The organism is Gehongia tenuis (assembly GCF_014384795.1).
Classification (GTDB): domain Bacteria; phylum Bacillota; class Clostridia; order Christensenellales; family NSJ-53; genus Gehongia; species Gehongia tenuis.
Genome location: NZ_JACRSR010000002.1, coordinates 235,590 through 260,155 on the forward strand (window position 1 = coordinate 235,590; position 24,566 = coordinate 260,155).

Genomic DNA, 24,566 nt, shown 5'->3' on the forward strand with positions numbered 1-24,566 from the left:
CGGTTTTTTGTCGTCTATCATTGTGAGGCTCGCTGGGGATTGTCAGGAGTCTCTAATAAGTTAAACGTTATCATGCTTTCTTGGGAAAGTCAATAGATTTTGCGTAAATTTTCATGAGAAAACGGCATTCTTTCTATAAAAACTGGAATAATGGCGCATTCAGCGGCACAGACCTGCTCAGCACCCTTTGTTTCCATGCCGCATAGATTGATTTAGAATGATTTGAAAGGGGCGTTTTGTTCTTATGAACGTATTTCCAATCCAAGCCGAAGGTGCCATGAGCGCCGTCGCCAAAATTGAGGGTATTGCCGGCCATCCCGAGGTGCAGGGAACGGTCACCTTCCATGAAAGTCAGCAGGGAACGGTGGTTTGTGCTGATTTGCGGAATGTCCCCTGTGACGATGACGATTTTCGCGCTCTTCATATTTATAGTAACACTTCATGCGATAATCTGGATGCGTCCTTCAGGACGAACAGAGGTTACAATACGGTTCCCGCGCAGCCCTCCCATACGGGGAGCTTCCCCATTGCGCTTTGCAGCGGCGGTCAGGCCCAGATGTGTTTCGTCACGGACCGTTTCACTCCCCAGGACGTCATCGGTCAGACCGTTGTCCTTTATAGCACCGACGATGACGATGATTTCCATCCTTTCGATGACGACACTCGGATCGCCTGCGGCGTGGTGGAGGCCGCCCAGCCTTCCGCCACCATCACTATCAAGTAAAGTTTCTTGCAAGCGGCGCAGTTGCGCCGCTTTTTTATTTTTCCTTTTTTTCTAGGATTGTGAACATTTACATGTACGACCCCTTTCCTGTCATCCTTGGCAGGTTCCCAAACCCCTTAAAAATCAAGCTTCTCAATATAGATAACGTTTTCTATAGAATTCAGTTAAAAATTCAGCTTTTTCGTCCTTTTTTCGCCTTGGTGACCTTGTACCCAACTTTCGAGTATGCTAGGATGAACTTGGCTGTGTATGTGTTTCAAACTTTTATCTTCTAGATCGGCCAACTTGTCCATATTATGAAAGTAATGGAAATTATGGATGGCCGGCCATCGGGGCGCAGCTATAGATTTCGTATAAATATGCTCAAATAATTGAAGTTTATGATTTTTGATGACGCGATGAGGGGGAATCACACATGAAAGTTGGCATTCAGCTCTATTCCGTGAAAAATACGCTGGCCAAGGATCCTTTCGGCACCCTGGAAAAGGTGGCGAAGATGGGATACCGCTATTGGGAGACCGCTCAGGTTCCCGCGCTGGCCATGGCCAATAACTATGGTCTCGGCCTTGAAGTGGCGGACGCCAAAAAATTTCTGGCCGACAACGACGTCAAGATCATTGGCGCCCATGTATGGCCGCTGGATCTGGACGCCTATCAAGGATTTTTGGATTATCATGCCGAGATCGGCAATGACAAGGTGGGACTGTCCGCCAGCTTTTTCGACGATATGGACGACCTGAAGGAAAAGTGCGAGCTCTACAACAAGGCCGGTGAAATGGCCAAAAAGCAGGGCATGCGCTTCTACTATCACAATCACTTCCACGAATTTCAGAAATACGACGGCAAATACGTCATGGACTGGATCGCGGAGCTCACCGATCCCGAGCTGGTAGGCCTGCAGCTGGATACCTACTGGGCCGCCCGCGGCGGTGTGGACCCGGTGGAAATGATTGACCGATACAAGGATCGCCTGGTCAATCTTCATCAAAAGGATTTCCCTGAGGATGCCGGAGAGCCCATCAATCTGTTCGAGGAACGCCTCGATCCCAATGTGAAGATGAACAATGACGTGTATCATTTCGCCCGCCGCCCCACCAGCTTCTCCGAAGTGGGTACGGGCATCATGGACATCCAGGCCATCATCAACGCCGGCAACAGGATCGGCGTGCCCTATATTCTGCTGGAGCAGGATTTCACCGCTATGGACGAGATGGATTCCATCAAGGTCAGTATGGATGCTTTCCATAAATACGACGGCATTGAGTGGGCCTAGGCCCCTCTAGATTCAATATATATTGAGGAGGATTACACCGTGAAAGTAGGTATTCAGCTGTTTTCCGTTCGGGATGCTATCGCCGAGGACGCCATCGGCACCCTGGAAAAGATCGCCGAGATGGGCTACAAGTATTGGGAGCCCGCACCCTATTTCTTTGGCAAAGACAAGGACATGATCAATCGCTACGGCCTCAACATGACTGCCAAGGACGCCAAGAAATTCATCGATGATCATGGGGTCAAAATTGTGGGCACCCACGTGGATCCCTTAACCGTGGAGACCTACCCCGCAGCTCTTGATTACTTTGAGGAGCTGGGCAACCAGAACGTGGGCTTCACCGGCCACCATTTCAGCGGCCTGGACGATCTGAAGCAAAAGTGCGAGCTCTACAACAAGATCGGCGAGATCGCCAAGAGCCGCGGCATGGTCTTCTACTACCACAACCATTATCAGGAGTGGCAGAAGTTTGAGGGCAAATTTGCCATGGACTGGATCCTGGAGCTCACCGATCCCGAGCTGGTAAAATTTGAGCTGGACAATTTCTGGTGCGCCCGGGGCGGCGCCGATCCGGTGAAGGTGGCCTATCAGACCCGGGACCGCCTCATCCTGATGCACCAGAAGGATTTCGGCAAGAACGCCAACGAGCCTCTCAATCTGTTTGAGAAGGCCGTGGACCCCAACGGTCTCGTGGACGGCAGCCTCTACGACGTCACTCGCAGGATCGACAGCTTTGCAGAGGTGGGCACCGGTGTTCTGCCCATTCAGGACTACATCGATGTGGGCAATGAACTGGGCGTGCCCTACATCTTGCTCGAGCAGGATTGGAGCCACTACTCCAACCTTGAATCCGTGCAGATGAGCATGAACGCCTTTAAGAAGTACAAGGGTATCGAGTGGGATTAAGGAGGAACAAACCATGAAAGTTGGCATTCAGCTCTATTCCGTGCGGCAAAGCCTGGCCAAGGACGCCATGGGCACCCTGAAAGCTCTGGCCAAGATGGGTTACAAGTACTGGGAAACCGCCCAGTTTGCCGCGATGACCACCATGGCCAACAGCTATGGCCTGGGTCTTGGCGTGGAGGACGCGCAAAAATTTCTTGCGGACAATGATGTCAAAGTGATCGGCGCCCACGTATCCACGGCGCAGGATCTCACCAAAATGGGCGAGGTTTACGCCTATCATGCCGCCATCGGCAACAAGATGGTGGGCATCACCGGCGGATTTTTCGATGACAAGGACGATCTTCTCCGCAAATGCGAACTTTACAATAAATTGGGCGAGGAAGCCAAAACCTACGGCGTGATGTTCTATTATCACAGCCACTTCCATGAATTTCAAAAGTTTGACGGCGAGTATGTCATGGATATTCTTTTAGCCAATACGGATCCCGAGCTGGTGGGGTTTGAGCTGGATACCTACTGGGCCCAGCGGGGCGGCATGGATCCCGTCGCTCTCATCGGGAAGTATAAGAGCCGGCTCAAGTTCCTGCATCAAAAGGATATTGCCAAGGCCTATGCCGACAAGGTGAACCTTTTCGCAACCTGTGTCGACCCCGAAAAAACCATCCCCCTCTCCCTCTACCGGGAAGTGATGCAAAAGGAGAGCTTCGCCGAGGTGGGCACCGGCATCATGGATATCCAGCCCATCATCGACGCCGGCAACCAGGTGGGCGTGCCTTACATCCTGCTTGAGCAGGACTGGACCCAGCGGGATGAGATGGAATCCGTACAGATGAGCATGGACGCTTTCCGCAGGTACAGCGGAATTGAATGGGCTTAATTTAAAGGAGGTTTTATAAAATGAAGGTTGGTATTCAGCTGTTTTCCGTTCGCAATCACCTGACCGAGGATCCGGTCAAGACTTTGCAGGCTCTGGCGAAGATGGGCTACAAATATCTTGAAACCGAGCCCACCCACGGCTATCCTCTGCCCGGCTTCCCCAAGGCCAAGGATGCCAAAAAGTTCCTCGAAGACAACGATATGAAGGTCGTGGGCATGCACCTTTCCACCAATCCCGAGAACGATCCCATGGAGGAAGTTTTCGATTACTATGCGGAGCTGGGCATTCCTCAGATCGGCACCACCGGCCGTTTCTATGACAACAAAGAAGATCTTTTGAAGGTCTGCGAGATGTACAACAAGTTCGGCGAGATGGGCCGCAGCCGCGGCATCGTCTTCTACTATCACAATCACTGCCACGAGTTCCAGTATTTCGACGGCGAGTACGTGATGGACATCCTGCTCAACAACACCAACCCCGAGACGGTGAAGTTTGAGCTGGATACCTTCTGGGCCGCCCGCGGCGACGTGGATCCGGTGGAGATGATCGACCGCTACAAGGATCGTCTGGTGCTGCTCCATCAAAAGGATGTTTCGAAGGCCTATGAGGGCCGGGTGGGCGTGTACTCCTCCGGTTTTGTCGATATCAACAAACCCTTCACCCGCGAAGTATACGGCACCATTCACCGCGGCCAGTCCGACTGCTTCGCTGAAGTGGGCACGGGCATCATGGACATTCAGGCCATCATCGACGCCGGCAACCAGGTGGGTGTACCCTACATCCTGCTTGAGCAGGACTTCACCGAGAAGGATGAGATGGAATCCGTGCAGATCAGCATGGACGCCTTCCGCAAGTACAAGGGAATCGAGTGGTCCTAAGGGCCAAACACAATAGGAGGATTTTTTATGAAAGTTGGCATTCAGCTGTATTCCGTGAAATATGCTCTGGGCAAGGATCCCATGGGCACCCTGAAGAAGGTGGCCGATATCGGCTACAAGTACTGGGAGACCGCCATGGTCCGCACCATGGCCGACGATCCCAGCGGTCTTGGCCTGCCTGTGAAGGAAGCCAAAAAGTTCCTTTCCGATAACGGCGTTCAGATCGTGGGCGCCCATCTCGGCGTGGACATCGACTTTGATAAGCTCAAGGCCGCCTATGACTACCATAAGGAGATCGGCAACACCAAGGTGGGCACCACCGGCCACTTTTTCCCCGACCGCGATGAAGTGATGCGCATGTGCGACATCTACAACAAGGCCGGCGAGATGGGCCGGGAGATGGGCATGCAGTTCTATTATCACAGCCATTGGCATGAATTCCAGAAGTTCGACGGCGAGTATGTGATGGATATCATCCTCAACAACACCGATCCCAATCTGGTGGCTTTTGAGCTGGATAACTACTGGGCCGCTCGGGGCGGCGTGGACCCGGTGGAGATGATCGACCGTTATAAGGACCGCATCATCATGCTCCATCAAAAGGACTTCTCGAAGACCGCCGGCGAGCCCCTGAATCTGTTCGCGGGCAAGGTTGACCCGAATGGAAACCTCACGGGCCAGGTTCATCAGGACGCCCGTTCCGTGGAACACTTTGCGGAAGTGGGCAATGGGGTTCTCCCCATTCAGGACTACATCGATGCCGGCAACAAAATCGGTGTACCCTATATCCTCCTCGAGCAGGATATGACTGCCATCGATGAGCTGGAGTCCATCCAGATCAGCATGGACGCTTTCCATAAGTTCCGCGGCATCGAGTGGGCTTAAGGATACCCATGACATCCCCGGCCTCGCCGGGGATGTTCTTACGTCAACCCTAAGGAGGCATTGACCATGAAAGTTGGCATTCAGACCTACTCCGTGCGGGAGAGCCTGACCCGCGATCCCCGTGGCACGCTGCAAAAGGTGGCCGACATGGGCTACAAGTATTGGGAGACCTGTCTTTTGTCCGGTTTAAACGATGATTTCGGCCTTGGCATTCCTGTGAAGGAAGCTAGAAAGTTCATCGATGACAACGGCGTAAAGATTGTGGGCGCCCATATCGCTTCCAGGACCAATCTGGATACCCTGGAGGCCATGTTCGATTATCATAAGGAGCTGGGCAACGACCGAGTGGGTCTTTCCGCCCATTTCTTCGATGACAGGGATGATCTGCTGCAAAAGTGCGAGAAGTACAACGAAGTGGGCGAATTTGCGAAGGCCCGGGGTATGCACTTCTACTATCACAACCACTTCCATGAGTTTCAAAAGTTTGACGGCGAATACGTCATGGATATCCTGCTCGCCAACACCGATCCCGAGCTGGTGAGCTTTGAGCTGGACGCCTTTTGGGCGGCCCGGGGTGGCATGGATCCGGTGGAGCTCATCCACAAATACAAGGACCGCCTCATCCTGCTCCATCAAAAGGACTTCTCGAAGACCGCCGGCGAACCCATCAATTTGTTCGAAAAAGCGGTGGATCCCCAAAAGCGCATTGATAGGAACGTTTACCAGAATGCTCGAAAGGACACCAGCTTCGCGGAAGTGGGCACGGGAACCATGGATATTCAATCCATCATTGACGCCGGCAATGCGGTGGGCGTACCTTATATTCTGCTCGAGCAGGATTTCACCTTCCTGGACGAGATCGATTCCATCCAAATTAGCATGAACGCCTTCCGCAAGTTCAGCGGCATCGAATGGGCGTAACGACATAATAAAAGGAGGAACTGCAATGAAAGTTGGTATTCAGCTGTATTCCGTTAAGAACACCATCAACAACGACCCCAACCCCCTGGGCATTTTGAAGAAGGTGGCCGATCTTGGCTACAAGTACTGGGAACCCGCCCAGGTCCCCTATCTGCCGGAAATGAAGTTCGGCCTTGGCGCACTGCCTGCCAAGGAGGTCAAAAAGCTTCTGAACGATTACGGCGTCAAGCTCGTAGGCTGCCATATCAATCCCATCTATGGCGACAACTACAAGGAGGCTCTCGACTACTTCAAGGAGCTGGAGTGCCCCAACATCGGCTGGACGGGCAGCTTCTTCGCCAATCGTGACGAGCTGGACAAATGGTGCGCCGTGTACAATGAGGCGGGCCGGCTGGCCAAGGCCTATGACATGCAGTTCTACTATCACAGCCATTGGCATGAATTTCAGAAGTTTGACGGCAAGTACGTGATGGATATCATTCTGGACAGCACTGATCCCGAATTGGTCGCTTTCGAACTGGATAACTACTGGGCTGCCCGGGGCGGCATGGATCCCGTGAAGCTCATCGATCAGTATAAGGACCGCCTGATCATGCTCCATCAAAAGGATTTCTCCAAGGATGCAGGTGAGCCCCTCAACATGTTTGAGTTTATAGACCCCAACAGCGTTTTGACCGGAAAACTTCACTCCGAAGTCCGCAAGGTGCATCATTTCGCTGAAGTGGGCAATGGCGTTCTACCCATCCAGGACTACATCGATGCCGGTAACAAGGCGGGCATCCCCTATATCCTCCTCGAGCAGGATCTTTGTGCCATTGATGAGCTGGAGTCCATTCGTATCAGCATGGAAGCCTTCCATAAGTTCAGCGGCATTGAATGGGAATAAATCATTTTGTATCAAAACAGACAGGTTAGCAGGATTTAGAAATCGTATCACGAATAGCTTTCATGAACCCCATAGAAATAGACAAGGAGGATTACGTGTATGAAAGTTGGTATTCAGCTCTATTCCGTGCGGAACGCCATGGCCAAGGACCCCATTGCCACCTTGAGGCAGGTTGTGGATTGCGGTTACAAATATCTTGAGACCGCCAACTACAATGCTGACAAGGATCCCGGCACCGGCTTTGGCGTATCGCCCAGAGAGATGAACAAAATCCTGGATGACAGTGGGGCTAAGGTTGTGGGCGCTCACATGGATCCCCTGGACAATCTTCAGCCCATTCTGGACTACTTCGAGGCGATCGGCTGCAAGCGCATCGGCATTCCTATGCCCTTTTTCAAGGACCTGGACGACGTGAAGCGTCAGTGCGACGGCTTCAACCTCGCCGATGAGCAGTGCAAGGCCCGGGGCTTCCAGCTCTACTATCACAACCACTATCAAGAATTCCAGAAGTTTGAAGGACAAACGGTGCTGGATTATATCTATGATAATACGCAGCTTTATTTTGAAGTGGATTCTTTCTGGGCCGCCCGCGGCGGCGTTGATCCCGTGGCGCTCATGGAAAAACTGGGCCGCCGTCTAATTCTTCTGCATCAAAAGGATTTCTCCAAGGATGTGCGGGAGCCCATCAACGTTTTTGATGGACTGGTGGCGCCCGACGCCGACCTGTCCTCTTTGGAAAAGTTTGACGCCCCCCTGAGCAACGATGTATTCACCGAGATCGGCACCGGCATTCTGCCCATTCAGGATTACATCAACGCCGGCAACAAAGTGGGTGTGGAGTACATCTTCCTCGAACAGGACCACACCAAGATGTCCAGCGAAATTGAGTCCATCAAGACCAGCATGGAATCCTTCAAAAAGTTCAGCGGCATCGAATGGGCTTAGGCTGTCCTCTTATAAAATTGTGTGCGGGAGGCGAAAGGAGTTTGCTTTTGGCCCCCGAATATTTATCTTAAGAATATAGATTGGAAAGGAAGCGATACCCTTGGCACTCAAAGTTGGTATACAACTCTATTCCGTTCGCGAATCCTTAAAGGCCGACCCCTATGGCACTTTGGCCAAGGTCGCCGAAGCAGGCTTCAAATATCTCGAGGCTGCTAATCATGACGCCGCCAACGATGACGGTGTGGGTTTTGGCGTGCCTGCCGACGCTCTTAAAAAGAGCCTTGCCGATCTTGGTATGTCCATCGTGGGCTCCCATATCAATCCTCTGGATCCGGCCCGCATCCCCGCGGTGCTGGATTACCATCAGGAGCTGGGCAACAAGCAAATTGGCTGCGATATTGAGTTCTTTCCCTATCAGGATATGGACTATGTGATGCGCCGTTGCGAGCTGTTCAATAAGGTGGGTGAACTGTGCCAGGAGCGTGGTATGCGTTTTTATTACCACAACCACTACATGGAGTTCCAGAAGTTCGGTCCCGAGAACAAGTGCGTCGAGGACATCATCATGGAGAACACCGATCCTGGCAAAGTCTTCCTGGAGCTGGACACCTATTGGGTCTTCCGCGGCGGCCAGAATCCCATCGAGTACATTCAAAAATACAAGGATCGCCTGGTGCTGCTCCATCAAAAGGATTTCCCCTCCGAGGCTCCCCAGCCTATCGATGTGTACGACGGCATCCTGAACACCAACGCCAACATCGATATGACGGTGTTCGGCGCCGTGAAGAATCCTCTGTGTTTTACCGAAATTGGCACCGGCATTCTCCCCATCCAGGACATCATCGATACCGCTCAGGACTGCCCGAACCTGGAATACATCATTCTGGAGCAGGATTCCACCCAGCTGACCGAGATCGAGTCCATCAACCGCAGTATGGACGCATTCCACAAGTTCAAAGGCATCGAGTGGGCTTAAAAATATTTTATACATAGAAAGGATGCGATACCCTTGGCAATGAAAGTTGGCATTCAGCTCTATTCCGTTCGTGAATCCTTAAAGAAGGATCCCATGGACACTCTGAAGAAAGTGGCCGCTGCCGGTTTCAAATATCTGGAGACCGCCAACCATGACATCACCGAACATCCCGGCATCGGTTTCCCCATCCCCGTCCAGGAGATGAAGAAGATTCTGGATGATCTCGATATGCAGGTGATCGGCGCGCATTTCAGCCCCATCAGCGAGGATGGCATCGATGCCACGCTGGACTACCTGGCCGAGCTTGGCGTGAAGCAGGCCAACTGCGCCAACATCGAATGGTATCCTTACCAGGATATGGACTATGTGATGCGCCGCTGCGACGATTACAACAAAATCGGCGCCGTGTTGAAAAAGCACGGCATGAAATCCTACTATCATAACCATTACATGGAGTTCCAGAAATTTGGTCCCGAGAACAAGTGCATCGAGGACATCATCATGGAGAACACCGATCCCGAGCTGGTGTTTCTGGAACTGGACACCTACTGGGTGACCCGCGGCGGCCAGAGTGCGGTGGAGTATATCAAAAAGTACAAGGACCGTCTGCTTCTCCTGCACCAGAAGGATTTCCCCTCCCAGGCGCCCCAGCCCATCAACATGTACGACGGCGTTCTCAATCCCACATCCAATCTGGATCGGGTCGTCTTTGGTGCAACCAAAAATCCTCGCTGCTTCACCGAAATCGGCACCGGCATTCTGCCCATCCAGGATTTCATCGATGCGGCCGGCGAAGCTCCGAACTGCCAGTACATCATTCTGGAGCAGGATTCCACCCAGCTGACCGAGATCGAGTCCATCAACCGCAGTATGGACGCATTCCACAAGTTCAAAGGCATCGAGTGGGCTTAAAAATATTTTATACATAGAAAGGATGCGATACCCTTGGCAATGAAAGTTGGCATTCAGCTGTATTCCGTGCGCAACGCGCTGGCGGAGGATCCCTACGGCACCCTGGCAAAGGTGGCAGACATCGGTTTCAAATATCTTGAGGCTGCCAACCATGACGCGGACAACGATGACGGCGTGGGTTTTGGCGTACCTGCTGACAAGCTGCGCAAGAGCCTGGCCGATCTTGGCATGTCCATCGTTGGTTCCCACATCAACCCCCTGAAGCTGGAGCGCCTGCCCGCAGTGCTGGATTATCACCAGGAGCTGGGCAACAAGCAGATCGGCTGCGACACCGAATTCTATCCCTACAAGGATATGGATTATTTGAAGCGCCGCTGTGATCTTTTCAACAAGGTTGGCGAGATGTGCAAGGAGCGCGGTATGCGCTACTACTACCACAACCACTACATGGAGTGCCAGCGCTTTGAAGAGGGCGGCCCCACCATCTATGAGATGGTCATGGAAAACACCGATCCCAGCCTGGTGTTCTGTGAACTGGATACCTACTGGTTCTTCCGCGGCGGTGTGAACCCCATCGATTACATCAAGAAGTACAAGGATCGCCTGGTACTTATTCATCAGAAGGACTTCCCGGAGAATGCTCCCCAGCCCATCAACATGTATGATGGTATCGTGGATCATGGCAAGGAGGTCACCCGCGAGATCTTCCGGGATACCAAGGACCCTCTGTGCTTCACCGAGATCGGCACCGGCATTCTGCCCATTCAGGACATCATTAATGCCGCTTCCGATGCGCCCCATCAGGAGTACATCGTGCTGGAGCAGGACTTCACCCAGCTGCCTGAGCTGGAGTCCATCAAACGCAGCATGGACGCATTCCACAAGTTCAACGGCATTGAGTGGGCGTAAATTTTATAAAATCTTAACGGTGGAGGACCCGTCTTGGACGGGTCCTTTTCTTTACGCTCCCCTCAAACTATGATACACTGTGCCGGAGGTGATTGGATTGAAAAAGTTCGCAGCGCTGCTTTGTCTATGCCTTATGGCCACCCTGTTGGGCGGCTGCGGGTCCCCCGACCCATCCCAGGCTCCGGCCACGCCGGAGAGCGCCTCCCAGCGGGAAGCGGAACTGCTCTCCCTCACCCAAACCATCTGCGATGAGCTCTCCCGGGGAGACTATGCTGCCGTAACCCAGCGGCTGGATGAAAGTCTCACGGACCAGCTCACTGACGCCGACCTGGCTGAAGGCTGGCAAGACTCCCTGGATTCCATGGGTGGCTTCAAGGCCTTTGGCGAGACGACGGTCACAGAAACCGCAAAGGGCTGGTTCAGTGAGACACCTATCGAATGTGGGGCTGGAACCCTTTTGCTGCAGCTGGGTTTCACCGAGAATAACGCACTGACCATGATTTACATCAGCGTCTCTCAGACCCCTGAAGCCACGCCCATCGATGCGGTCCTGCCAGACACCCTGCAGGAGCAAGGCGTGACCCTCTCCGCCGATCCCGACTATCCCCTTGAGGGCACCCTCACCCTGCCCAAGGACGCCATGTCCCCGCTACCCGCCGTGATCCTCGTTCATGGCTCCGGGCCCTGCGACCGGGACGAAACCGTGGGCGCCAACAAGCCCTTTCGGGACTTGGCTTGGGGGTTAGCCCAGCAGGGAATGGCCGTGCTCCGCTATGATAAGCGTACCTACACCTATGGTGATGTCTTGGAGCAGAGTGATCTATCGGAATTCACCGTGCAGCAGGAGACCATGGACGACGCCCTTGCCGCAGCCAGGCTGCTCCGCGAAAACGGTGCCATCGATCCCGAGCGAGTCTATATTCTGGGCCACAGTATGGGTGCCATGCTTGCACCGAGCATCAATGAAGAGGGCAGCTTTGCTGGCATCATCATGCTGGCTGCCCCGGCACGGCCCATGTGGGAAGTCAGTTACGAGCAAAACCTAGCGCTCCTGGACGGCCTCTCCGAAGAGGAAACTCGAGAACAGCGGGAACTGCTCCAGGCCGAACTGGAAAAGGGGCGTGAGCTGGCCGCCATGAGCGATGCGGAGGCCAAGAAAGAAACCCTGTTTGGTATGTGTGCTTACTATTTTAAAAACATGGATACCTATCTCCCCGCTGCAATCCTGAAGGATATCCAAAAGCCGGTGCTTTTGCTGCAGGGTGAGGAAGATTTCCAGGTTTCTCCCGAGAATGATTTCACTGTTTTTGAGGATCTGGCGAAGACCAATGCCTACCTTGAAACCAAGCGCTATCCCGGCCTCAATCATCTGTTTATGCCCTCCAATGGCAGCAAAACGGTGGCGGAATACAGCGTGCCTTCCCAGATGGACGAAACCGTCATTCAGGATATCGCCTACTTCATTAATACCCACTAGGAAAGGAGCCCAATTCCATGATGCTTTCCGGCAAAGAAATTTTCCGAAGAATGGGCGGCGATATCGTTATTGATCCCTTTGACGAATCCCGTCTCAATCCCAACAGCTACAATCTTCGGCTGCACAACCAGCTTCTGGTCTATGATACCGATGTTTTGGACATGAAAACGCCCATGCCCACTCAAACCCTCAACATCCCTGAAGAGGGACTGATTTTGGAACCCAACCGTCTCTATCTAGGGCGGACGCTGGAATACACGAAGACCAACAATTTGGTGCCCATGCTCGAGGGCCGCTCCTCCGTAGGCCGGCTCGGTCTGTTTATCCACGCCACTGCCGGATTCGGCGACGTGGGGTTTAGCGGTTACTGGACGCTGGAAATCCATTCCGTACAGCCCATCCGCATCTATGCGGGCGTGGAGATATGCCAAATCTATTATCACACTCTGGAAGGGGAATACGAGCCCTATCAAAGCGGGAAATATCAAAACAACACCGGCATCCAGCCCAGCCTGCTTTATAAGGATTTTGAAAAATAGCATAAAAAAAGGACGGAATATCCGTCCTTTTTCATATCTACCTCCGGCCCTTTCTTCCCTTATCCTTGGGCCGCCGCTTGATAATTACCTCCGGCAGCGCATTCTCAACCGCCCTCAGGATAGCTTTCTGGGCCTCCTTCTGGCCCTTGTATTCAGGCAGACTGTGATCCAGCTTGAAACGCAGGTGCTCATCATTATGGTTGTAGAACGCCACTGTTCTACCAAAGAAAAATCCCGTGATCTTTCGACCCTTGAGATCCTCAAAAGCAATAAACAGAGGTTCCTCTTTGATTTCCAGCCGACCATTTACCAACAGAAGATAGATACCCTGAGGTTCATGATCGGGTATATACACCATGATGGGCGCCAATGTTCCCTTTTGCACGCCTTGAGGAATGACGGGCAGCGACTTATCGAAGGTCCATTCGGTGCCCATATAGGCACAGTAAGCTGCACTGACCTCGCTGAGATCTCGGTCAAAGGCCTGACGAATGAGCTTGCTCATGGATTGATCATTTAAAATGGCCATATTTTCACCTCAAAACCATGTATTTAAAGATAGTTTACCACATATCTAATAAATAACCAACTTTCTTTGTTGGCCGCCGCTTTACGCCCTCGTATTCAATTTGCGCCAATGTTTTGTGTTTCGCTACGAAATAGGTTATAATGTATTATGTTGAGTAGAGAGGAGACGTATTCGGACGGTTGCTGTCGAACGCAGCGGCACAACCTGGAGAATTCGAAAATGAGACAAATAAGTTCGCGGTGGTGATCATTTGAAAAAAAGCAGTCCTAATACTTTGAATTTGCATACTTTGAGAGACTGGCTGGAACCGCAATTGGGTCCCTTGAGCGATGATCAGCTCATCACGATCGTTGAAATCTTGAAGGATGATTTTAAGATCAATGAGGGAATATCTTCAGACGAGGTGGACTTGGCGCTGAATCTTTTGCCCACCTTTAAGCGGATTCAAGAGGTTTTGCCCCTTTGTGCAAGACTGGTGGCCTCGCCGGTTAAAACGACGCAATCGATAAGTTATCAGCGGGATGTGGAAGGAATTTGGTATGCCTGTGCCGAACCCAACACAGGATATGACCTGGATGATCGGGGAACTGAAGTCCCGGTCGATACAAAAAAGAAATAGAACCATTTAAAAAGCGCACAGCACCGACTGCGGCTTTTTTATTCAGGGAGTATGTGAGTTACCATGGAGTTTAGTTGGTGGAATTGGAACTGGATTATCAATATCATTTTGCTCAGCAATCTGGTATTCATCCTGGTTATGATCTTTTATGAACGTTCAAGCCCGGGTCACACCATCACTTGGACCGTGGTCATGACCTTTTTGCCTTGGATTGGCTTTCTTCTCTATATCTTTCTGGGCGCAGGCCTGGGGCCGATCACCCGAAAGCAGCTTGAAGAGAAGAAGATCAAGAGCGTCGTCTACACACAAGGGGTGAAAAAGCAGATCGAGGCCCTGAAAAGCGGCCACATCCGTTACCACGAGCCCGCTCTCTACCAAAACAATGAGCTTGTTCACTTCAACCTGCTGCACAATCGAAGCCTGTACACCCAGAACAATAAGGTGGAGATCTTCACCCACGGCGTGGACAAATTCGAGGCACTGGAGCGGGATCTTTTGGCGGCAAAGCACACCATCAACATGTGCTACTTCATCTTCCGCGGGGATGAGACGGGCGAGCGAATCCTGGATATTCTGTGCCAGAAGGCCCGGGAGGGCGTGGAAGTCCGTCTCATGTACGATGCCGTGGGCAATGCCTTTATCCGAAAGCGGATCTTCAATCGGCTGAAGAAGGCGGGCGGCAAAGTCTGCCTGTTCTTTCCCGCAGCCTTTGGCCTCAAGTTTGTAACCCTCCGCCTCAATTATCGAAATCATCGCAAGATTGTGGTCATCGACGGACAAACCTGCTACACTGGCGGCATGAATGTGGGGGATGAGTACAAGGGGCTTCACCCCCGGGTGCACCCATGGCGGGACACCCATATCCGTCTTGAGGGATCGTGCGTGGAGACCTATCAGGGCATCTTCCTGTCCGATTGGCAATATGCCTCCAAGGAGAAGCTTTCCGCCAGGCAGCTGGATAAATTCTTCCCCGGCCCCATTTCCGCCGGGACCATCGGCGTTCAGGTGGTGGAATCCGGTCCTGATGACGAGTCCAACGATATTGAGCTTTCCATGATCAAGCTCTTAAGCCTTGCCAAGGACCATATATATCTCCAATCCCCCTATTTTATTCCCGACGATCCCTTCCTGGAGGCCGTCGAGATGGCCATTGGTTCGGGAGTGGATGTCCGGATTATGTTACCCGGCGTTTGGGACAAAGCCTATGCCTATCATGGCAACATGGCCTATGTGGACAAGCTGCTCAAAATGGGGGTCAAGGTGTACCTCTATCATGGGTTCATTCATTCCAAGAGCATCGTGGTGGATGGACTGTGGTCCACCATCGGCACCACCAACCTGGATATCCGTTCCTTTGCTCTCCATTTTGAAGTCAATTCCTTCTTCTATGATCATGAATTGGCCCGCCGGAATGAAGAAATCTTTTTTAACGATATGAAACACTCCACATTGGTCACCCGGGAATGGTATAATAATCGTGGCTGGTTTACCACAGCATTGGAATCGGTATTGCTTTTGTTCTCGCCCATCCTTTGAGCGAAGTATTGAAGAATATGTACGAATGGAGAATGAAGAAATGAGCACCTGGAAGAAAACCTGGCATTTTTGCCGGAGCAACCCCATCATATTCCTTCCTTTCTTGGGGGTATCCCTGTTGTTCGCGGGATTTTGCCTGCTGTTCTATTTCCTGGGCACCCGGGAGGAGATCGTGGGTTTGGTCCAGTTTTTAAGAACCATCGGCTATGCCGCCGGCATTGCAGGCATGACCGAGCTTTTGTGGCGCCACATCCGGGAGGAAGACCGCAAGGGCTGGTTCGTGGACGGCCTTGGTGCCAACGCCATCCCTTCCGTGCTGCTGGTTCTTGGCATCATGTGCTGTGCCGTCATCGGGTTTGCAGTGTTCTATGTGCTGGCCTATGCTCTGGGCTTCTCCAACACCAACGTGGTGGAGCAGTTCTTCTCCTCGAATCTTTCCGTGTATCTGGTCATCCTATTGACCATGTTCATTGTGCCCGCCCTGATTGTCAGCCCTCTCAGCATGGCCTTCCCCTCCCGTATCCATCGGGGCAAGCGAAGCAATTCCATTGTCAAAAGCTTCGCCATCGCGAAGAAGCAGTACTGGCGTCAGGCGGCGCTGCTGCTGCCCCTCACCGTGTGGGCGGCTTTCATGCCCGTACTCAACAGTGCTCTCACCTTGTTTCTCACCCGCCAGGTGGAGCAGGGACCGGTCTTTTGGACCTACTGGGGCCTTAGCACTGGCTTTGATATTGTGATCATGGGCGTGGCATTGCCCTTCATCATCAGCTGGTTGACCCTGTGCTACGCCGGCCATTTCCAGCCGGAAGAACTGAAGTCGCCCAAAAAGGTTAAACGCTCAAAATGATTGCCGTCGAGCGGATGACCCTTGCCGATGCGGCTGAACAGCTTGCTCTGCAAACCTTTACGCAACCACTCTCCGGCCTGACATTTCAGAAATGTGTATGTCCGCCGTTTACATGGACCCCGATTTTCAAGGCCGCGGCCTCGCTCAAATGCTTTTGGAACGCTTGGAAAAGGAACGCCCGGATATCCGGCTCAAAGTTCCCAAGGCGGAGGCCGTCAACCGTCATATCTACGAGAAGATGGGCTATCGAAACACCGGCCGGGAAACGGTGGTCAACGACCGCTTGACCCTGCTTTTATCACAAAAACATACATAAAAAAGATGCTGGCCATGGCCGGCATCTTTTTTGATTATCGTTTTGGAAACCTCGGGGGCTCCCGGCGGTAGATAAAGGGCAGCTTCAGCTGCCAAGGCTGTCCCGTGCTGAAGTTCCGTTCCCCGATCCGCTTCAACGCCGGCTCCGCATTTCCAGTGCTGACCGCGGAGCCAAGGCTTTCGATCATCTCCGCCGCGTCCTTCACGCCGGCCTGCATCATATCAAGGAAGGTTTCATGATGAATTTCATCGCTCCAGGGCAGGCTCCAGGCCTCTCCCTGAAGGTTCATGGCGTCAAATCCGGCCTTTAAGGGAAACACGTTAAAGGTCAGGTACCGGGGTATGTGCAGTGTCTTTTGGATGCTCTCAAAGATCCTTTCCTTGCGGCCCGTAGGGTTGTAGAAGATGCGGAGCACCCTTGAAAAATCTTGAACGGCTCTTGGATAGTCCTGCACTTTCATTTCCACACCATGCGCCGGGCCCACATATTCCCTGTAGAGACGGCCCAGGGCCTCCCCTTCCTCCTGCCCGATGGAGATGATCCGGTACTGAGGCAGATCGGCCGCCTTGACGCCATTGTGCTCCATCAGCTGGGCGTCCAGATTGCACTCAAAATAGGTGTGATTCATGCCGCTGCCCGCCTCATAGAAGATGTAGGGGTGGGCGGCACAATCCAATCCATAGTGGCACAAAAAGCCGGCCGCATAGGAGAACCATACGCCGCTGCCCTCCTGCATCACGCCATGAACCAGCGCCCGCATGGTATCCCCCACCTTTTGATCGTGCAGACGACTGCCAAAACCGCCGTAAGTCTTGTGAGGCAACAGGCTGGGCAGGTGATAGAAGAAAAAGGGGTCGGGCCCCATGCAGCCCAAAATAAAGGCCTGGGGATGGCGTCCGATCTTCTCCTGGAGGTCGGCCCCCAGCCGTTTTAACGTCCTTTGACCCATATCGTAGTGGGCATAGACATAAGGCATTTTCGTATTCCTCCTTCGTCAACAGCATACCCCATCCCGTACATTCCCGCAAGGCGAACCTTTCCTCTCCCGCCGCATAGAATAGGTCGAAGGAGGGAGAATCATGACAATCGTACCCTATGACCGTCAAAGTGCCGTCGCCTATGCTCACCGCTGGGCTTTTGCCCGCAATCCCCGGTACTATAACTTCGACGACCTTGGGGGTGACTGCACCAATTATGCTTCCCAAACGCTGTACGCCGGATGCGGCATCATGAACTATGCGTCAAACGACCACGGCTGGTTCTATGTCTCTTTAAATAAGCGCGCCCCCGCCTGGACCGGCGTGGAGGAGCTGCATCGCTTCCTGACAGGCAACACGGCCGGGCCGGGACCTTTTGCCGAGGAAGTGGATCCTGGCGCCGCCGAGTCCGGCGATATTGCCCAACTTTCCTTTGACGGCGAAGGCTTTCAGCACTCACCGGTCATCGTGCGGAGCGCCCGGTATTTGGATGAGCTGTTGGTGGCCGCCCACACCTACGATACCGATTATCGTCCATTATCCACCTATCCTTACGCTGCTGTGCGTTTTTTACATATTCTTGGTGTCCGCAAAGCTTGACGGGGTGTCCAAAAAATTGTATAATAATCAAGCGTTCCTTGGATCACAATTAAATAGACACCTATGGAGAGATGGCTGAGTGGCTTAAGGCGCACGATTGGAAATCGTGTTACGGCTAATACCCGTACCGGGGTTCAAATCCCCGTCTCTCCGCCAGCAAGATTGATCGCGCTCATCCAGGTGAGCGCGATATTTACTATGACGGAGGAGCAGGGCGGTAAAATCATGGATGAGAAAATAACGATTCAACAGATTGCGGAAAAGGCGAATGTATCCATCGCCACCGTATCGCGGATCATCAATCACAAGGGGCCGGTGAAGGAAAGTACCCGCCAGAAAGTGCTGCAAATTATGGATGAATATAATTTTCAGCCCAAGACGGGACAGGGCTCCAATCGGGATGCCAAGACCATCCTGGTCTATATGCCCGACTTTCAGAATCCCTTTAACGCATCCGCCTTCGAAGGCATCCAAAAGTCCGCGCAGGCGGCCGGTTACCAGGTTCTCATCCTGCAGGACACCCAAAACGATTATCAAAGGCTGCTCAAACACGATTTTGTTACCGGCATCATCGTCTTGACCTCCAGCACTCAATCCACCATCATCGATGAAGTGCTGAACCGCTATCCCGTGGTGGTCTGCTCCGGCGTAAGCAAATACCCTTCGGTCTCCTCAGTGTGCACCGATAACTTCAGTGCTGCCAAGCGCGCCACCGAATATCTCATCTCCTGCAACCGCAAGAAGGTGGCGCTTCTCAACAGCTCCCCCCAGTTCAATTATTCCCAGCAGCGGGAAGCGGGATTCCGTCAGGCCATGTCCGATGCCGGTCTTCCCGTCAATGAATCCTGGGTGGTCCGGTTGTCCACCATCAACTTCAATATTGCGGCCTCCAACATGCTGCATCTTTTTCAGCAGCCCGACTACCCCAATGCCGTGTTCGCCGTCTCCGATATGTATGCCGCGGGCACCATTCAGGCCGCCAGGCAGGCGGGGCTCCGGGTGCCGGAGGATGTTGCCGTTATCGGCTTTGATAACACGGAAATCTGCCTTTTGACCGATCCTCCCATCACCGCTGTTTCCCAGCCCATCTTTGAGCTGGGTTTCCAGGCCTGCGAACTTCTGTTGGAGCGGATCGATTATCCTGGAACCGGCGCCAAGCAGATTGTGCTGGACACCGAGCTCATCGTCCGAAGCTCCACGCCTCTCAATCTGCGTTAATCTATGCCGGGATTTCCCGGCTTTTTTATTTCCCCCGTTTGCCAAAACTGCTATAATAAGAATAATTTCATTCATCAAGGAGGAGCATCATGCGATACGGCACCATCGGCACCGGCTGGATCACCCAATCCTTCATCGAAGGCACCCGACTCATCGAAGATTTTGAGCTTCATGCGGTCTATTCCCGAACCCAGGAGAAGGCCCAGGCCTTTGCCAAGGACATGGGCGCCGCTCTTGCTTTCAGCGATCTTGAGGCTATGGCCGCCTCGCCGGAGATCGACGCCGTATATATTGCAAGCCCCAACGCTCTCCACTACGCTCACAGCAGGCTCTTTTTGGAGGCGGGCAAGCATGTGCTTTGTGAAAAACCTCTCACCGCCAACTCCCAGCAGGCGGAGGAACTCATGGCCCTCGCCCGTTCCAAGAATCTTATCTATCTCGAAGCCATCATGATGCTCCACATGCCCCAGCTTAAGCTGTTGGAGGCAGCCCTACCCAGGATCGGTGCGGTGCACACGGCACGGTTCGATTTCTCCCAGCGCTCCTCCAAGTATCCAGCCTATCTCGCCGGTGAAATGCCCAATATCTTCAACCCCAAGCTGGCCACCGGCTGCCTTATGGATCTTGGCGTTTACTGCGTATATCCGGCTCTTCATCTCTTTGGCCAGCCCGAGGAAATCATCACCACAGCGGGGCTGCTCCGTACCGGTTCCGATGGTTATTTGAACAGCGTATTCATCTATCCCGATCTGCAGGTAAACATCAGCTGCTCCAAGATCGGTCAAAGCCGGCTGGGCACAGAAATTCTTGGGGATGAGGGCACCCTCGTCATCGATTCCATCTCCAAGCTAACCAATATGAAGATCGTTTACAACGACGGGCACACGGAGCCCATCTATGGTGAGGACGAGAAACCGGTGCTGATGAAGGGCGAGGCCGCCGATTTCCGCAACTATATTCTGGAGCCTGATCGCTGGACCGAGGAATACGCCTATGTCCAGGAGCTTGCTCTTCGGGTAAGCCGTACCCTGGAACGCATGCGGGATCAAGCGGGCATCCGTTTTCAATAAAGGACACAAAAAAAGCCGGCATAGCCGGCTTTTTATTATTTGGTCTTTACGTATTCATGCAGGGGCTTCACCTTGTAACGATTGACGCCCATCTTCTCCGTTGTGGTGTAGCCCGAGGGCGCATCGATAAGTTCGGGCAGGCGGTTGACCACGGTGGCGCAGGTGAGTTCCACCGTAGCCGGGCGGTCGATCACCACCTGGGTATTGGGTTCCCCTTCGATGGTCCAGTCATTTTGATCAAATTCTTCCGGCGCATACACCTTGCCGATGCATTCGGTCTCCAGCGTAATGCCCTCCTCCGTCTCCGTGATCACAATGGCGGACATGCCGGTCGCATAGCCTGCGGGAACGGTCATTTGGAGGGTCTCCGACTTCAGATCCTTGTCATAGGTTTGGGGCACACATTTTTGGATCTGATGAACGATGGTGAGACCCAACTGAGAACACAGCCAGCCGTTCACGTTCCACATGAAGGAGGGTGCAAATTCACCTTTTTCGATGAGCTGCTGGCGGGCGCTTTCACTGATGTTGTCCGCGGAGGCGATCTCCTTTTCAAAATCCTCCAGGGACAGCCCCGCGCCGTGGGCCTTGGCCAGAGCAATCCCATAATCCTCCACATTGTAACTGGACTTGCCGCGGATCTTGGTGATCCGATGGGTCGCACCCGCCAGCGTGGTGATGAGGTTACCCCAGAACACATCCTGGTAACCGGCGCCGCATAACGTACAGCCCGTTTTTCTGGCGATCTCGTCCAGCTCCCTGGTGATGCCCGGCGACGAATTCCAGGGGAAGAAGGCCTCTTCGCAGGTACTGATGGCATTTACGCCGTTTTCCGCGCATACCTTAAAAGCGTCCTCCACGTCGCTCATCAGGCTCATGGTGGTGATGATGCAGGCGTCCGGTTTCGTTTCCTTCAAAATTCGGTCCGCATGCTTGGCGTCCTCAATCTTCACGCCCTTCCTGCCACAGCCCATGACCTCCCCGATGTCCTTGCCGATCACCGCCGGATTGACATCGAAGGCGGCCACAATCTCGGCCCCCTTCTCATACACATACCGCATGGTGTATACGGCCATCTTGCCGCATCCATACTGGGCAATCCTTAACGCTTGATTCATGTTGATCCCTCCTTATGATTTAAAGATAGGATACGCCAATGAATCCTTCGCTATACGGCCCCCTTATTCCTCCCAGCCCTTGAATTGGGATTCATAAAGCATTCTATAGATTCCGCCCTTATCGATAAGTTCCTCATGGGTCCCCCGCTCCTCAATGCCCTCCTCATCCACCACGATGATTTCATCGGCGTTCTTGATGGTGGACAAGCGATGGGCCACCACCAGGGTTGTACGGCCTGCGCTCAACTCCTCCAGCGCTCTTTGGATCAAGATTTCAGTGGTGTTGTCCAAAGCCGAGGTTGCTTCGTCGAGGATCAAAATAGGCGGATTCTTGAGGAAAACCCGGGCAATGGCCACCCTCTGTTTCTGTCCTCCGGAGAGCTTGGTGCCCCGCTCCCCGATATCCGTATTGTATCCGTCGGGCAAAGACATGACGTATTCATGGATGTTGGCCCGAATGGCGGCCTGCACGATCTCCTCATCGGTGGCGTCCAGACGGCCGTAAGCGATGTTGTCCCGAATGGAACCGGTAAACAGGAACACATCCTGCTGTACGATGCCGATACTGCTCCGGAGGGAGCTGAAACTGATATCCCGGATGTCAACGCCATCGATGGTGATCCGTCCCGAATCGGGCTCATAGAAATGGGGAATCAGGTGGCAGATGGTGGTTTTGCCGCCGCCGGAAGGCCCCACCAGCGCCACGGTCCGCCCCGCAGGGATATCCAAGTTCACATCCTTTAATATCTGGCGGCCATTGGGATAACTGAAATTTACTTTTTCAAAGCGGATGGCGCCCTGAACCCCTGTAAGCTCCCGGGCGTTGGGGCTCTCCTGCTCCGGTTCGGTATTCATGAGTTCCACAAACCGCTTGAAGCCGGTCATGCCCTGCTGGTACTGCTCCACGAAAGCGATAAGCCGTTTGATGGGCGAGAGAAACATGCTGATAAAGAGCATGTAGGCCACCAGATCGCCAAAATTGATCTTGCCGTAGTAGGTGAAAAGGCCGCCGGCCACCAGTACCACCACGTTCAAAAGATCCACAATAAAGGTGGTGCCGGAGGAAAACTGGGCCATGGCCTTGTAGGATTTCTTTCTCGCCCGCTGAAAGGCCCGGTTGCCCTTTTGGAACTTCTCCACCTCATAGGCCTCATTGGTGAAGGCTTTGGCTACCCGGATGCCGGAGATGCTGTTTTCCAGGGTGGCGTTGACGTCGGCGATCTTCACCCGGCTTTCCAGGAAAGCGGCGTTCATCCTCAGGCGCATCCGCGCCGCAAAGAACACCAGCACCGGGATAAAGGCGAAGATGATCACCGTCAAAAGCACATTGATGGTGCATAGATAGATGAAGGCGCCAATGAGCATCACCGAGGACACGAACAGGTCCTCCGGCCCGTGATGGGCCAGCTCGGCGATCTCCATAAGATCGTTGATCATGCGGGACATGATGGTGCCGGTCTTGTTCTCATCGTAGAATGAGAAGGGCAGACGCTGAAGGTGGCGGAATACATCCCGCCGCATGTCGGCCTGCATACCCACCCCCACCAGATGCCCATAGTATTGAACAAAATAATTGAAAAGCATCTTGGCGAAGTACAGTCCCAGCAAAATGCCGCCCCAAAGAAGAAGCAGGCGTATGTTCTGATTCGGAATATAGATGTTGATCATGTTCCGGGTGATCACGGGATAAAACAGATCGCACACCGCAATAAGAAACGCGGCGATCATGTCCATGACAAACAGCTTCATATGGGGTCTGTAGTAAGCGATAAATTTGCGGATCACAGCTTAACTCCCTTTTCTTTTCTATTTTTGCTAACGCTCCGCCATTCGCTGATAGATCGCCATCACAGCCCGGGCCACCAGGAACAGCAGCAGGCTCTCCAGCGGCCAGAGAATGACGTTTTTCAGCAGTCTGGCCGGCAGCAGTACGAAAACCGCCTGCCCTTGCAGCATGGACAACCAAAGCGTATTAAGCCCGATATTGCACAGAAGATTGACCAGCCCTTTGGCCACAAAGGCCCGAAAGACCTTAATCTCCTTTCGGTAGAGCACTAGCCCGTAGATGAGCCCGCCAACCATGGCGGTCAGCGTAAAGCCGGGAAAATAGGCGCCTCTTGGATAAAGTACATAGGACAGGATCTCGGTTACAAAGCCCGCGGAGATGCCCATCACCGGTCCAAACATCATGGCGATCATGGCTGAGGTCAGAAATCCCACTCCGATGCGGAGCTCCGGCGTGAGCTGAATGCTCACCCGATCCAGCACCAGGTTGAGCGCAATGAACATGGCCGTAATGGTGATGGCCCGAAGGCTTTTGCAGTTTTTGGCAGAGCTTTTGAACGATGAACAAAGATTTTGCGTCAAGAAAAACACCTCCTAAAAATTTGTTGCCACATTTCTAGAGGGTGTTTGAGGACCTCTTTCGATGCAGCAGCGGGATGCGACATCTGCACCGCAAGCGGTTACGCTTTTCGTTCGACCGGCAACTCCCCGTCCGGTTGACACTTCACGCGCAGACATCTACTCTGCTTATCCGACATCTACCATTATACAGCCAATCGGCCAATTTACAACAAAAATATAGAAAAGGAGCGGGCACAAGCCCGCTCCCCTCCCGAAAAGCAA

The 24,566-nt window shown here is 53.1% G+C and carries 25 protein-coding genes, 1 tRNA gene, 1 pseudogene and 1 riboswitch; of the genes and pseudogenes, 22 read left to right on the forward strand and 5 right to left on the reverse strand.

Translation table 11 applies throughout. The annotated features are described in order from the left end of the window. Window positions 1-244: 244 nt before the first annotated feature. From H8696_RS07245 to dcd, 14 genes are all read left to right on the forward strand, one after another. Window positions 245-724, forward strand: coding sequence for a superoxide dismutase family protein (locus H8696_RS07245; protein WP_249316254.1), 480 nt, complete (start codon window positions 245-247; stop codon window positions 722-724). A 415-nt stretch (window positions 725-1,139) separates the two neighbouring features. Beyond that, window positions 1,140-1,997, forward strand: coding sequence for a sugar phosphate isomerase/epimerase family protein (locus H8696_RS07250; protein WP_249316255.1), 858 nt, complete (start codon window positions 1,140-1,142; stop codon window positions 1,995-1,997). A 39-nt stretch (window positions 1,998-2,036) separates the two neighbouring features. Next, window positions 2,037-2,903 carry a sugar phosphate isomerase/epimerase family protein gene (locus H8696_RS07255; protein WP_249316256.1) on the forward strand — a complete coding sequence of 289 codons (867 nt, stop codon included), beginning with the start codon at window positions 2,037-2,039 and terminating at the stop codon, window positions 2,901-2,903. A 13-nt stretch (window positions 2,904-2,916) separates the two neighbouring features. After that, complete coding sequence (locus H8696_RS07260; protein WP_249316257.1) at window positions 2,917-3,780, forward strand: sugar phosphate isomerase/epimerase family protein; 864 nt, start codon at window positions 2,917-2,919, stop codon at window positions 3,778-3,780. Between the two features lie 20 nt (window positions 3,781-3,800). Then, window positions 3,801-4,658 (forward strand): sugar phosphate isomerase/epimerase family protein, encoded by an 858-nt coding sequence (locus tag H8696_RS07265; protein ID WP_249316258.1) that lies wholly within the window; start codon window positions 3,801-3,803, stop codon window positions 4,656-4,658. A gap of 27 nt (window positions 4,659-4,685) precedes the next feature. Beyond that, the gene (locus H8696_RS07270; RefSeq protein ID WP_249316259.1) at window positions 4,686-5,543 is read left to right on the forward strand and encodes a sugar phosphate isomerase/epimerase family protein; all 858 of its coding nucleotides are present in this window, start codon (window positions 4,686-4,688) and stop codon (window positions 5,541-5,543) included. Between the two features lie 66 nt (window positions 5,544-5,609). Then, window positions 5,610-6,464, forward strand: a complete 855-nt coding sequence (locus H8696_RS07275) for a sugar phosphate isomerase/epimerase family protein (RefSeq protein ID WP_249316260.1) — start codon at window positions 5,610-5,612, stop codon at window positions 6,462-6,464. 25 nt (window positions 6,465-6,489) lie between these two features. After that, window positions 6,490-7,350: a sugar phosphate isomerase/epimerase family protein gene (locus H8696_RS07280; RefSeq protein WP_249316261.1), complete on the forward strand. Its 861-nt coding sequence runs from the start codon at window positions 6,490-6,492 to the stop codon at window positions 7,348-7,350. Window positions 7,351-7,449: 99 nt separating this feature from the next. Continuing rightward, on the forward strand, window positions 7,450-8,295 hold the full coding sequence (locus tag H8696_RS07285; RefSeq protein ID WP_249316262.1) for a sugar phosphate isomerase/epimerase family protein: 846 nt from the start codon (window positions 7,450-7,452) through the stop codon (window positions 8,293-8,295). Between the two features lie 100 nt (window positions 8,296-8,395). Further along, on the forward strand, window positions 8,396-9,271 hold the full coding sequence (locus tag H8696_RS07290) for a sugar phosphate isomerase/epimerase family protein (RefSeq protein ID WP_249316263.1): 876 nt from the start codon (window positions 8,396-8,398) through the stop codon (window positions 9,269-9,271). A 39-nt stretch (window positions 9,272-9,310) separates the two neighbouring features. Then, a complete protein-coding gene (locus H8696_RS07295) occupies window positions 9,311-10,183 on the forward strand; it encodes a sugar phosphate isomerase/epimerase family protein (protein WP_249316356.1) in 873 nt (290 codons plus the stop codon). Window positions 10,184-10,222: 39 nt separating this feature from the next. Continuing rightward, window positions 10,223-11,092 (forward strand): sugar phosphate isomerase/epimerase family protein, encoded by an 870-nt coding sequence (locus H8696_RS07300; RefSeq protein WP_249316357.1) that lies wholly within the window; start codon window positions 10,223-10,225, stop codon window positions 11,090-11,092. A 97-nt stretch (window positions 11,093-11,189) separates the two neighbouring features. Further along, a complete protein-coding gene (locus tag H8696_RS07305) occupies window positions 11,190-12,569 on the forward strand; it encodes an alpha/beta fold hydrolase (protein ID WP_249316264.1) in 1,380 nt (459 codons plus the stop codon). A 17-nt stretch (window positions 12,570-12,586) separates the two neighbouring features. After that, window positions 12,587-13,108, forward strand: coding sequence for a dCTP deaminase (gene dcd, locus H8696_RS07310; RefSeq protein ID WP_249316265.1), 522 nt, complete (start codon window positions 12,587-12,589; stop codon window positions 13,106-13,108). Window positions 13,109-13,145: 37 nt separating this feature from the next. Here dcd and H8696_RS07315 read toward each other — a convergent pair whose 3' ends face one another. Then, window positions 13,146-13,637: a hypothetical protein gene (locus tag H8696_RS07315; protein WP_249316266.1), complete on the reverse strand. Its 492-nt coding sequence runs from the start codon at window positions 13,635-13,637 to the stop codon at window positions 13,146-13,148. Window positions 13,638-13,887: 250 nt separating this feature from the next. Between H8696_RS07315 and H8696_RS07320 the strand changes: the two genes are divergently transcribed. From H8696_RS07320 to H8696_RS07335, 4 genes and pseudogenes are all read left to right on the forward strand, one after another. Further along, window positions 13,888-14,256, forward strand: coding sequence for a hypothetical protein (locus H8696_RS07320; protein ID WP_249316267.1), 369 nt, complete (start codon window positions 13,888-13,890; stop codon window positions 14,254-14,256). Window positions 14,257-14,319: 63 nt separating this feature from the next. Further along, window positions 14,320-15,792 (forward strand): cardiolipin synthase, encoded by a 1,473-nt coding sequence (gene cls, locus H8696_RS07325; RefSeq protein WP_249316268.1) that lies wholly within the window; start codon window positions 14,320-14,322, stop codon window positions 15,790-15,792. A gap of 118 nt (window positions 15,793-15,910) precedes the next feature. Next, window positions 15,911-16,639, forward strand: coding sequence for a hypothetical protein (locus H8696_RS07330; protein WP_249316269.1), 729 nt, complete (start codon window positions 15,911-15,913; stop codon window positions 16,637-16,639). Window positions 16,640-16,703: 64 nt separating this feature from the next. Next, window positions 16,704-16,955, forward strand: a pseudogene (locus H8696_RS07335) (GNAT family N-acetyltransferase); the annotation flags it as partial. 34 nt (window positions 16,956-16,989) lie between these two features. Here H8696_RS07335 and H8696_RS07340 read toward each other — a convergent pair. Further along, entirely contained in the window at window positions 16,990-17,931 is a 942-nt protein-coding gene (locus tag H8696_RS07340; RefSeq protein ID WP_249316271.1) for a zinc dependent phospholipase C family protein, read from the reverse strand. A 103-nt stretch (window positions 17,932-18,034) separates the two neighbouring features. Here H8696_RS07340 and H8696_RS07345 point away from each other — a divergent pair, with 103 nt between their 5' ends. The 4 genes from H8696_RS07345 to H8696_RS07360 all read left to right on the forward strand — a co-directional run bounded on the left by H8696_RS07345 (window position 18,035) and on the right by H8696_RS07360 (window position 20,820). Further along, window positions 18,035-18,532, forward strand: a complete 498-nt coding sequence (locus tag H8696_RS07345; RefSeq protein ID WP_249316272.1) for an amidase domain-containing protein — start codon at window positions 18,035-18,037, stop codon at window positions 18,530-18,532. Between the two features lie 65 nt (window positions 18,533-18,597). Continuing rightward, window positions 18,598-18,688, forward strand: a tRNA-Ser gene (locus H8696_RS07350). 69 nt (window positions 18,689-18,757) lie between these two features. Next, window positions 18,758-19,750: a LacI family DNA-binding transcriptional regulator gene (locus H8696_RS07355; protein WP_249316273.1), complete on the forward strand. Its 993-nt coding sequence runs from the start codon at window positions 18,758-18,760 to the stop codon at window positions 19,748-19,750. A gap of 89 nt (window positions 19,751-19,839) precedes the next feature. Continuing rightward, window positions 19,840-20,820, forward strand: coding sequence for a Gfo/Idh/MocA family protein (locus H8696_RS07360; protein WP_249316274.1), 981 nt, complete (start codon window positions 19,840-19,842; stop codon window positions 20,818-20,820). 35 nt (window positions 20,821-20,855) lie between these two features. On the opposite strand, the gene H8696_RS07365 is transcribed toward H8696_RS07360, so the two are convergent. From H8696_RS07365 to H8696_RS07375, 3 genes are all read right to left on the reverse strand, one after another. After that, window positions 20,856-21,938 (reverse strand): NAD(P)H-dependent amine dehydrogenase family protein, encoded by a 1,083-nt coding sequence (locus H8696_RS07365; protein ID WP_249316275.1) that lies wholly within the window; start codon window positions 21,936-21,938, stop codon window positions 20,856-20,858. 63 nt (window positions 21,939-22,001) lie between these two features. Continuing rightward, complete coding sequence (locus tag H8696_RS07370; RefSeq protein ID WP_249316276.1) at window positions 22,002-23,723, reverse strand: ABC transporter ATP-binding protein; 1,722 nt, start codon at window positions 23,721-23,723, stop codon at window positions 22,002-22,004. A gap of 30 nt (window positions 23,724-23,753) precedes the next feature. Then, window positions 23,754-24,305: a folate family ECF transporter S component gene (locus H8696_RS07375; RefSeq protein ID WP_249316277.1), complete on the reverse strand. Its 552-nt coding sequence runs from the start codon at window positions 24,303-24,305 to the stop codon at window positions 23,754-23,756. A 65-nt stretch (window positions 24,306-24,370) separates the two neighbouring features. Continuing rightward, window positions 24,371-24,471: riboswitch (THF riboswitch) on the reverse strand. Between the last annotated feature and the right edge of the window lie 95 nt (window positions 24,472-24,566).

Coding starts and splice junctions, on each gene's coding strand:
- H8696_RS07245 (WP_249316254.1), top strand. CDS start 245: ATGAACGTATTTCCAATCCAAGCCGAAGGTGCCATGAGCGCCGTCGCC.
- H8696_RS07250 (WP_249316255.1), top strand. CDS start 1,140: ATGAAAGTTGGCATTCAGCTCTATTCCGTGAAAAATACGCTGGCCAAG.
- H8696_RS07260 (WP_249316257.1), top strand. CDS start 2,917: ATGAAAGTTGGCATTCAGCTCTATTCCGTGCGGCAAAGCCTGGCCAAG.
- H8696_RS07265 (WP_249316258.1), top strand. CDS start 3,801: ATGAAGGTTGGTATTCAGCTGTTTTCCGTTCGCAATCACCTGACCGAG.
- H8696_RS07270 (WP_249316259.1), top strand. CDS start 4,686: ATGAAAGTTGGCATTCAGCTGTATTCCGTGAAATATGCTCTGGGCAAG.
- H8696_RS07275 (WP_249316260.1), top strand. CDS start 5,610: ATGAAAGTTGGCATTCAGACCTACTCCGTGCGGGAGAGCCTGACCCGC.
- H8696_RS07280 (WP_249316261.1), top strand. CDS start 6,490: ATGAAAGTTGGTATTCAGCTGTATTCCGTTAAGAACACCATCAACAAC.
- H8696_RS07285 (WP_249316262.1), top strand. CDS start 7,450: ATGAAAGTTGGTATTCAGCTCTATTCCGTGCGGAACGCCATGGCCAAG.
- H8696_RS07295 (WP_249316356.1), top strand. CDS start 9,311: ATGAAAGTTGGCATTCAGCTCTATTCCGTTCGTGAATCCTTAAAGAAG.
- H8696_RS07300 (WP_249316357.1), top strand. CDS start 10,223: ATGAAAGTTGGCATTCAGCTGTATTCCGTGCGCAACGCGCTGGCGGAG.
- dcd (WP_249316265.1), top strand. CDS start 12,587: ATGATGCTTTCCGGCAAAGAAATTTTCCGAAGAATGGGCGGCGATATC.
- H8696_RS07315 (WP_249316266.1), bottom strand. CDS start 13,637: ATGGCCATTTTAAATGATCAATCCATGAGCAAGCTCATTCGTCAGGCC.
- cls (WP_249316268.1), top strand. CDS start 14,320: ATGGAGTTTAGTTGGTGGAATTGGAACTGGATTATCAATATCATTTTG.
- H8696_RS07340 (WP_249316271.1), bottom strand. CDS start 17,931: ATGCCTTATGTCTATGCCCACTACGATATGGGTCAAAGGACGTTAAAA.
- H8696_RS07345 (WP_249316272.1), top strand. CDS start 18,035: ATGACAATCGTACCCTATGACCGTCAAAGTGCCGTCGCCTATGCTCAC.
- H8696_RS07355 (WP_249316273.1), top strand. CDS start 18,758: ATGGATGAGAAAATAACGATTCAACAGATTGCGGAAAAGGCGAATGTA.
- H8696_RS07360 (WP_249316274.1), top strand. CDS start 19,840: ATGCGATACGGCACCATCGGCACCGGCTGGATCACCCAATCCTTCATC.
- H8696_RS07365 (WP_249316275.1), bottom strand. CDS start 21,938: ATGAATCAAGCGTTAAGGATTGCCCAGTATGGATGCGGCAAGATGGCC.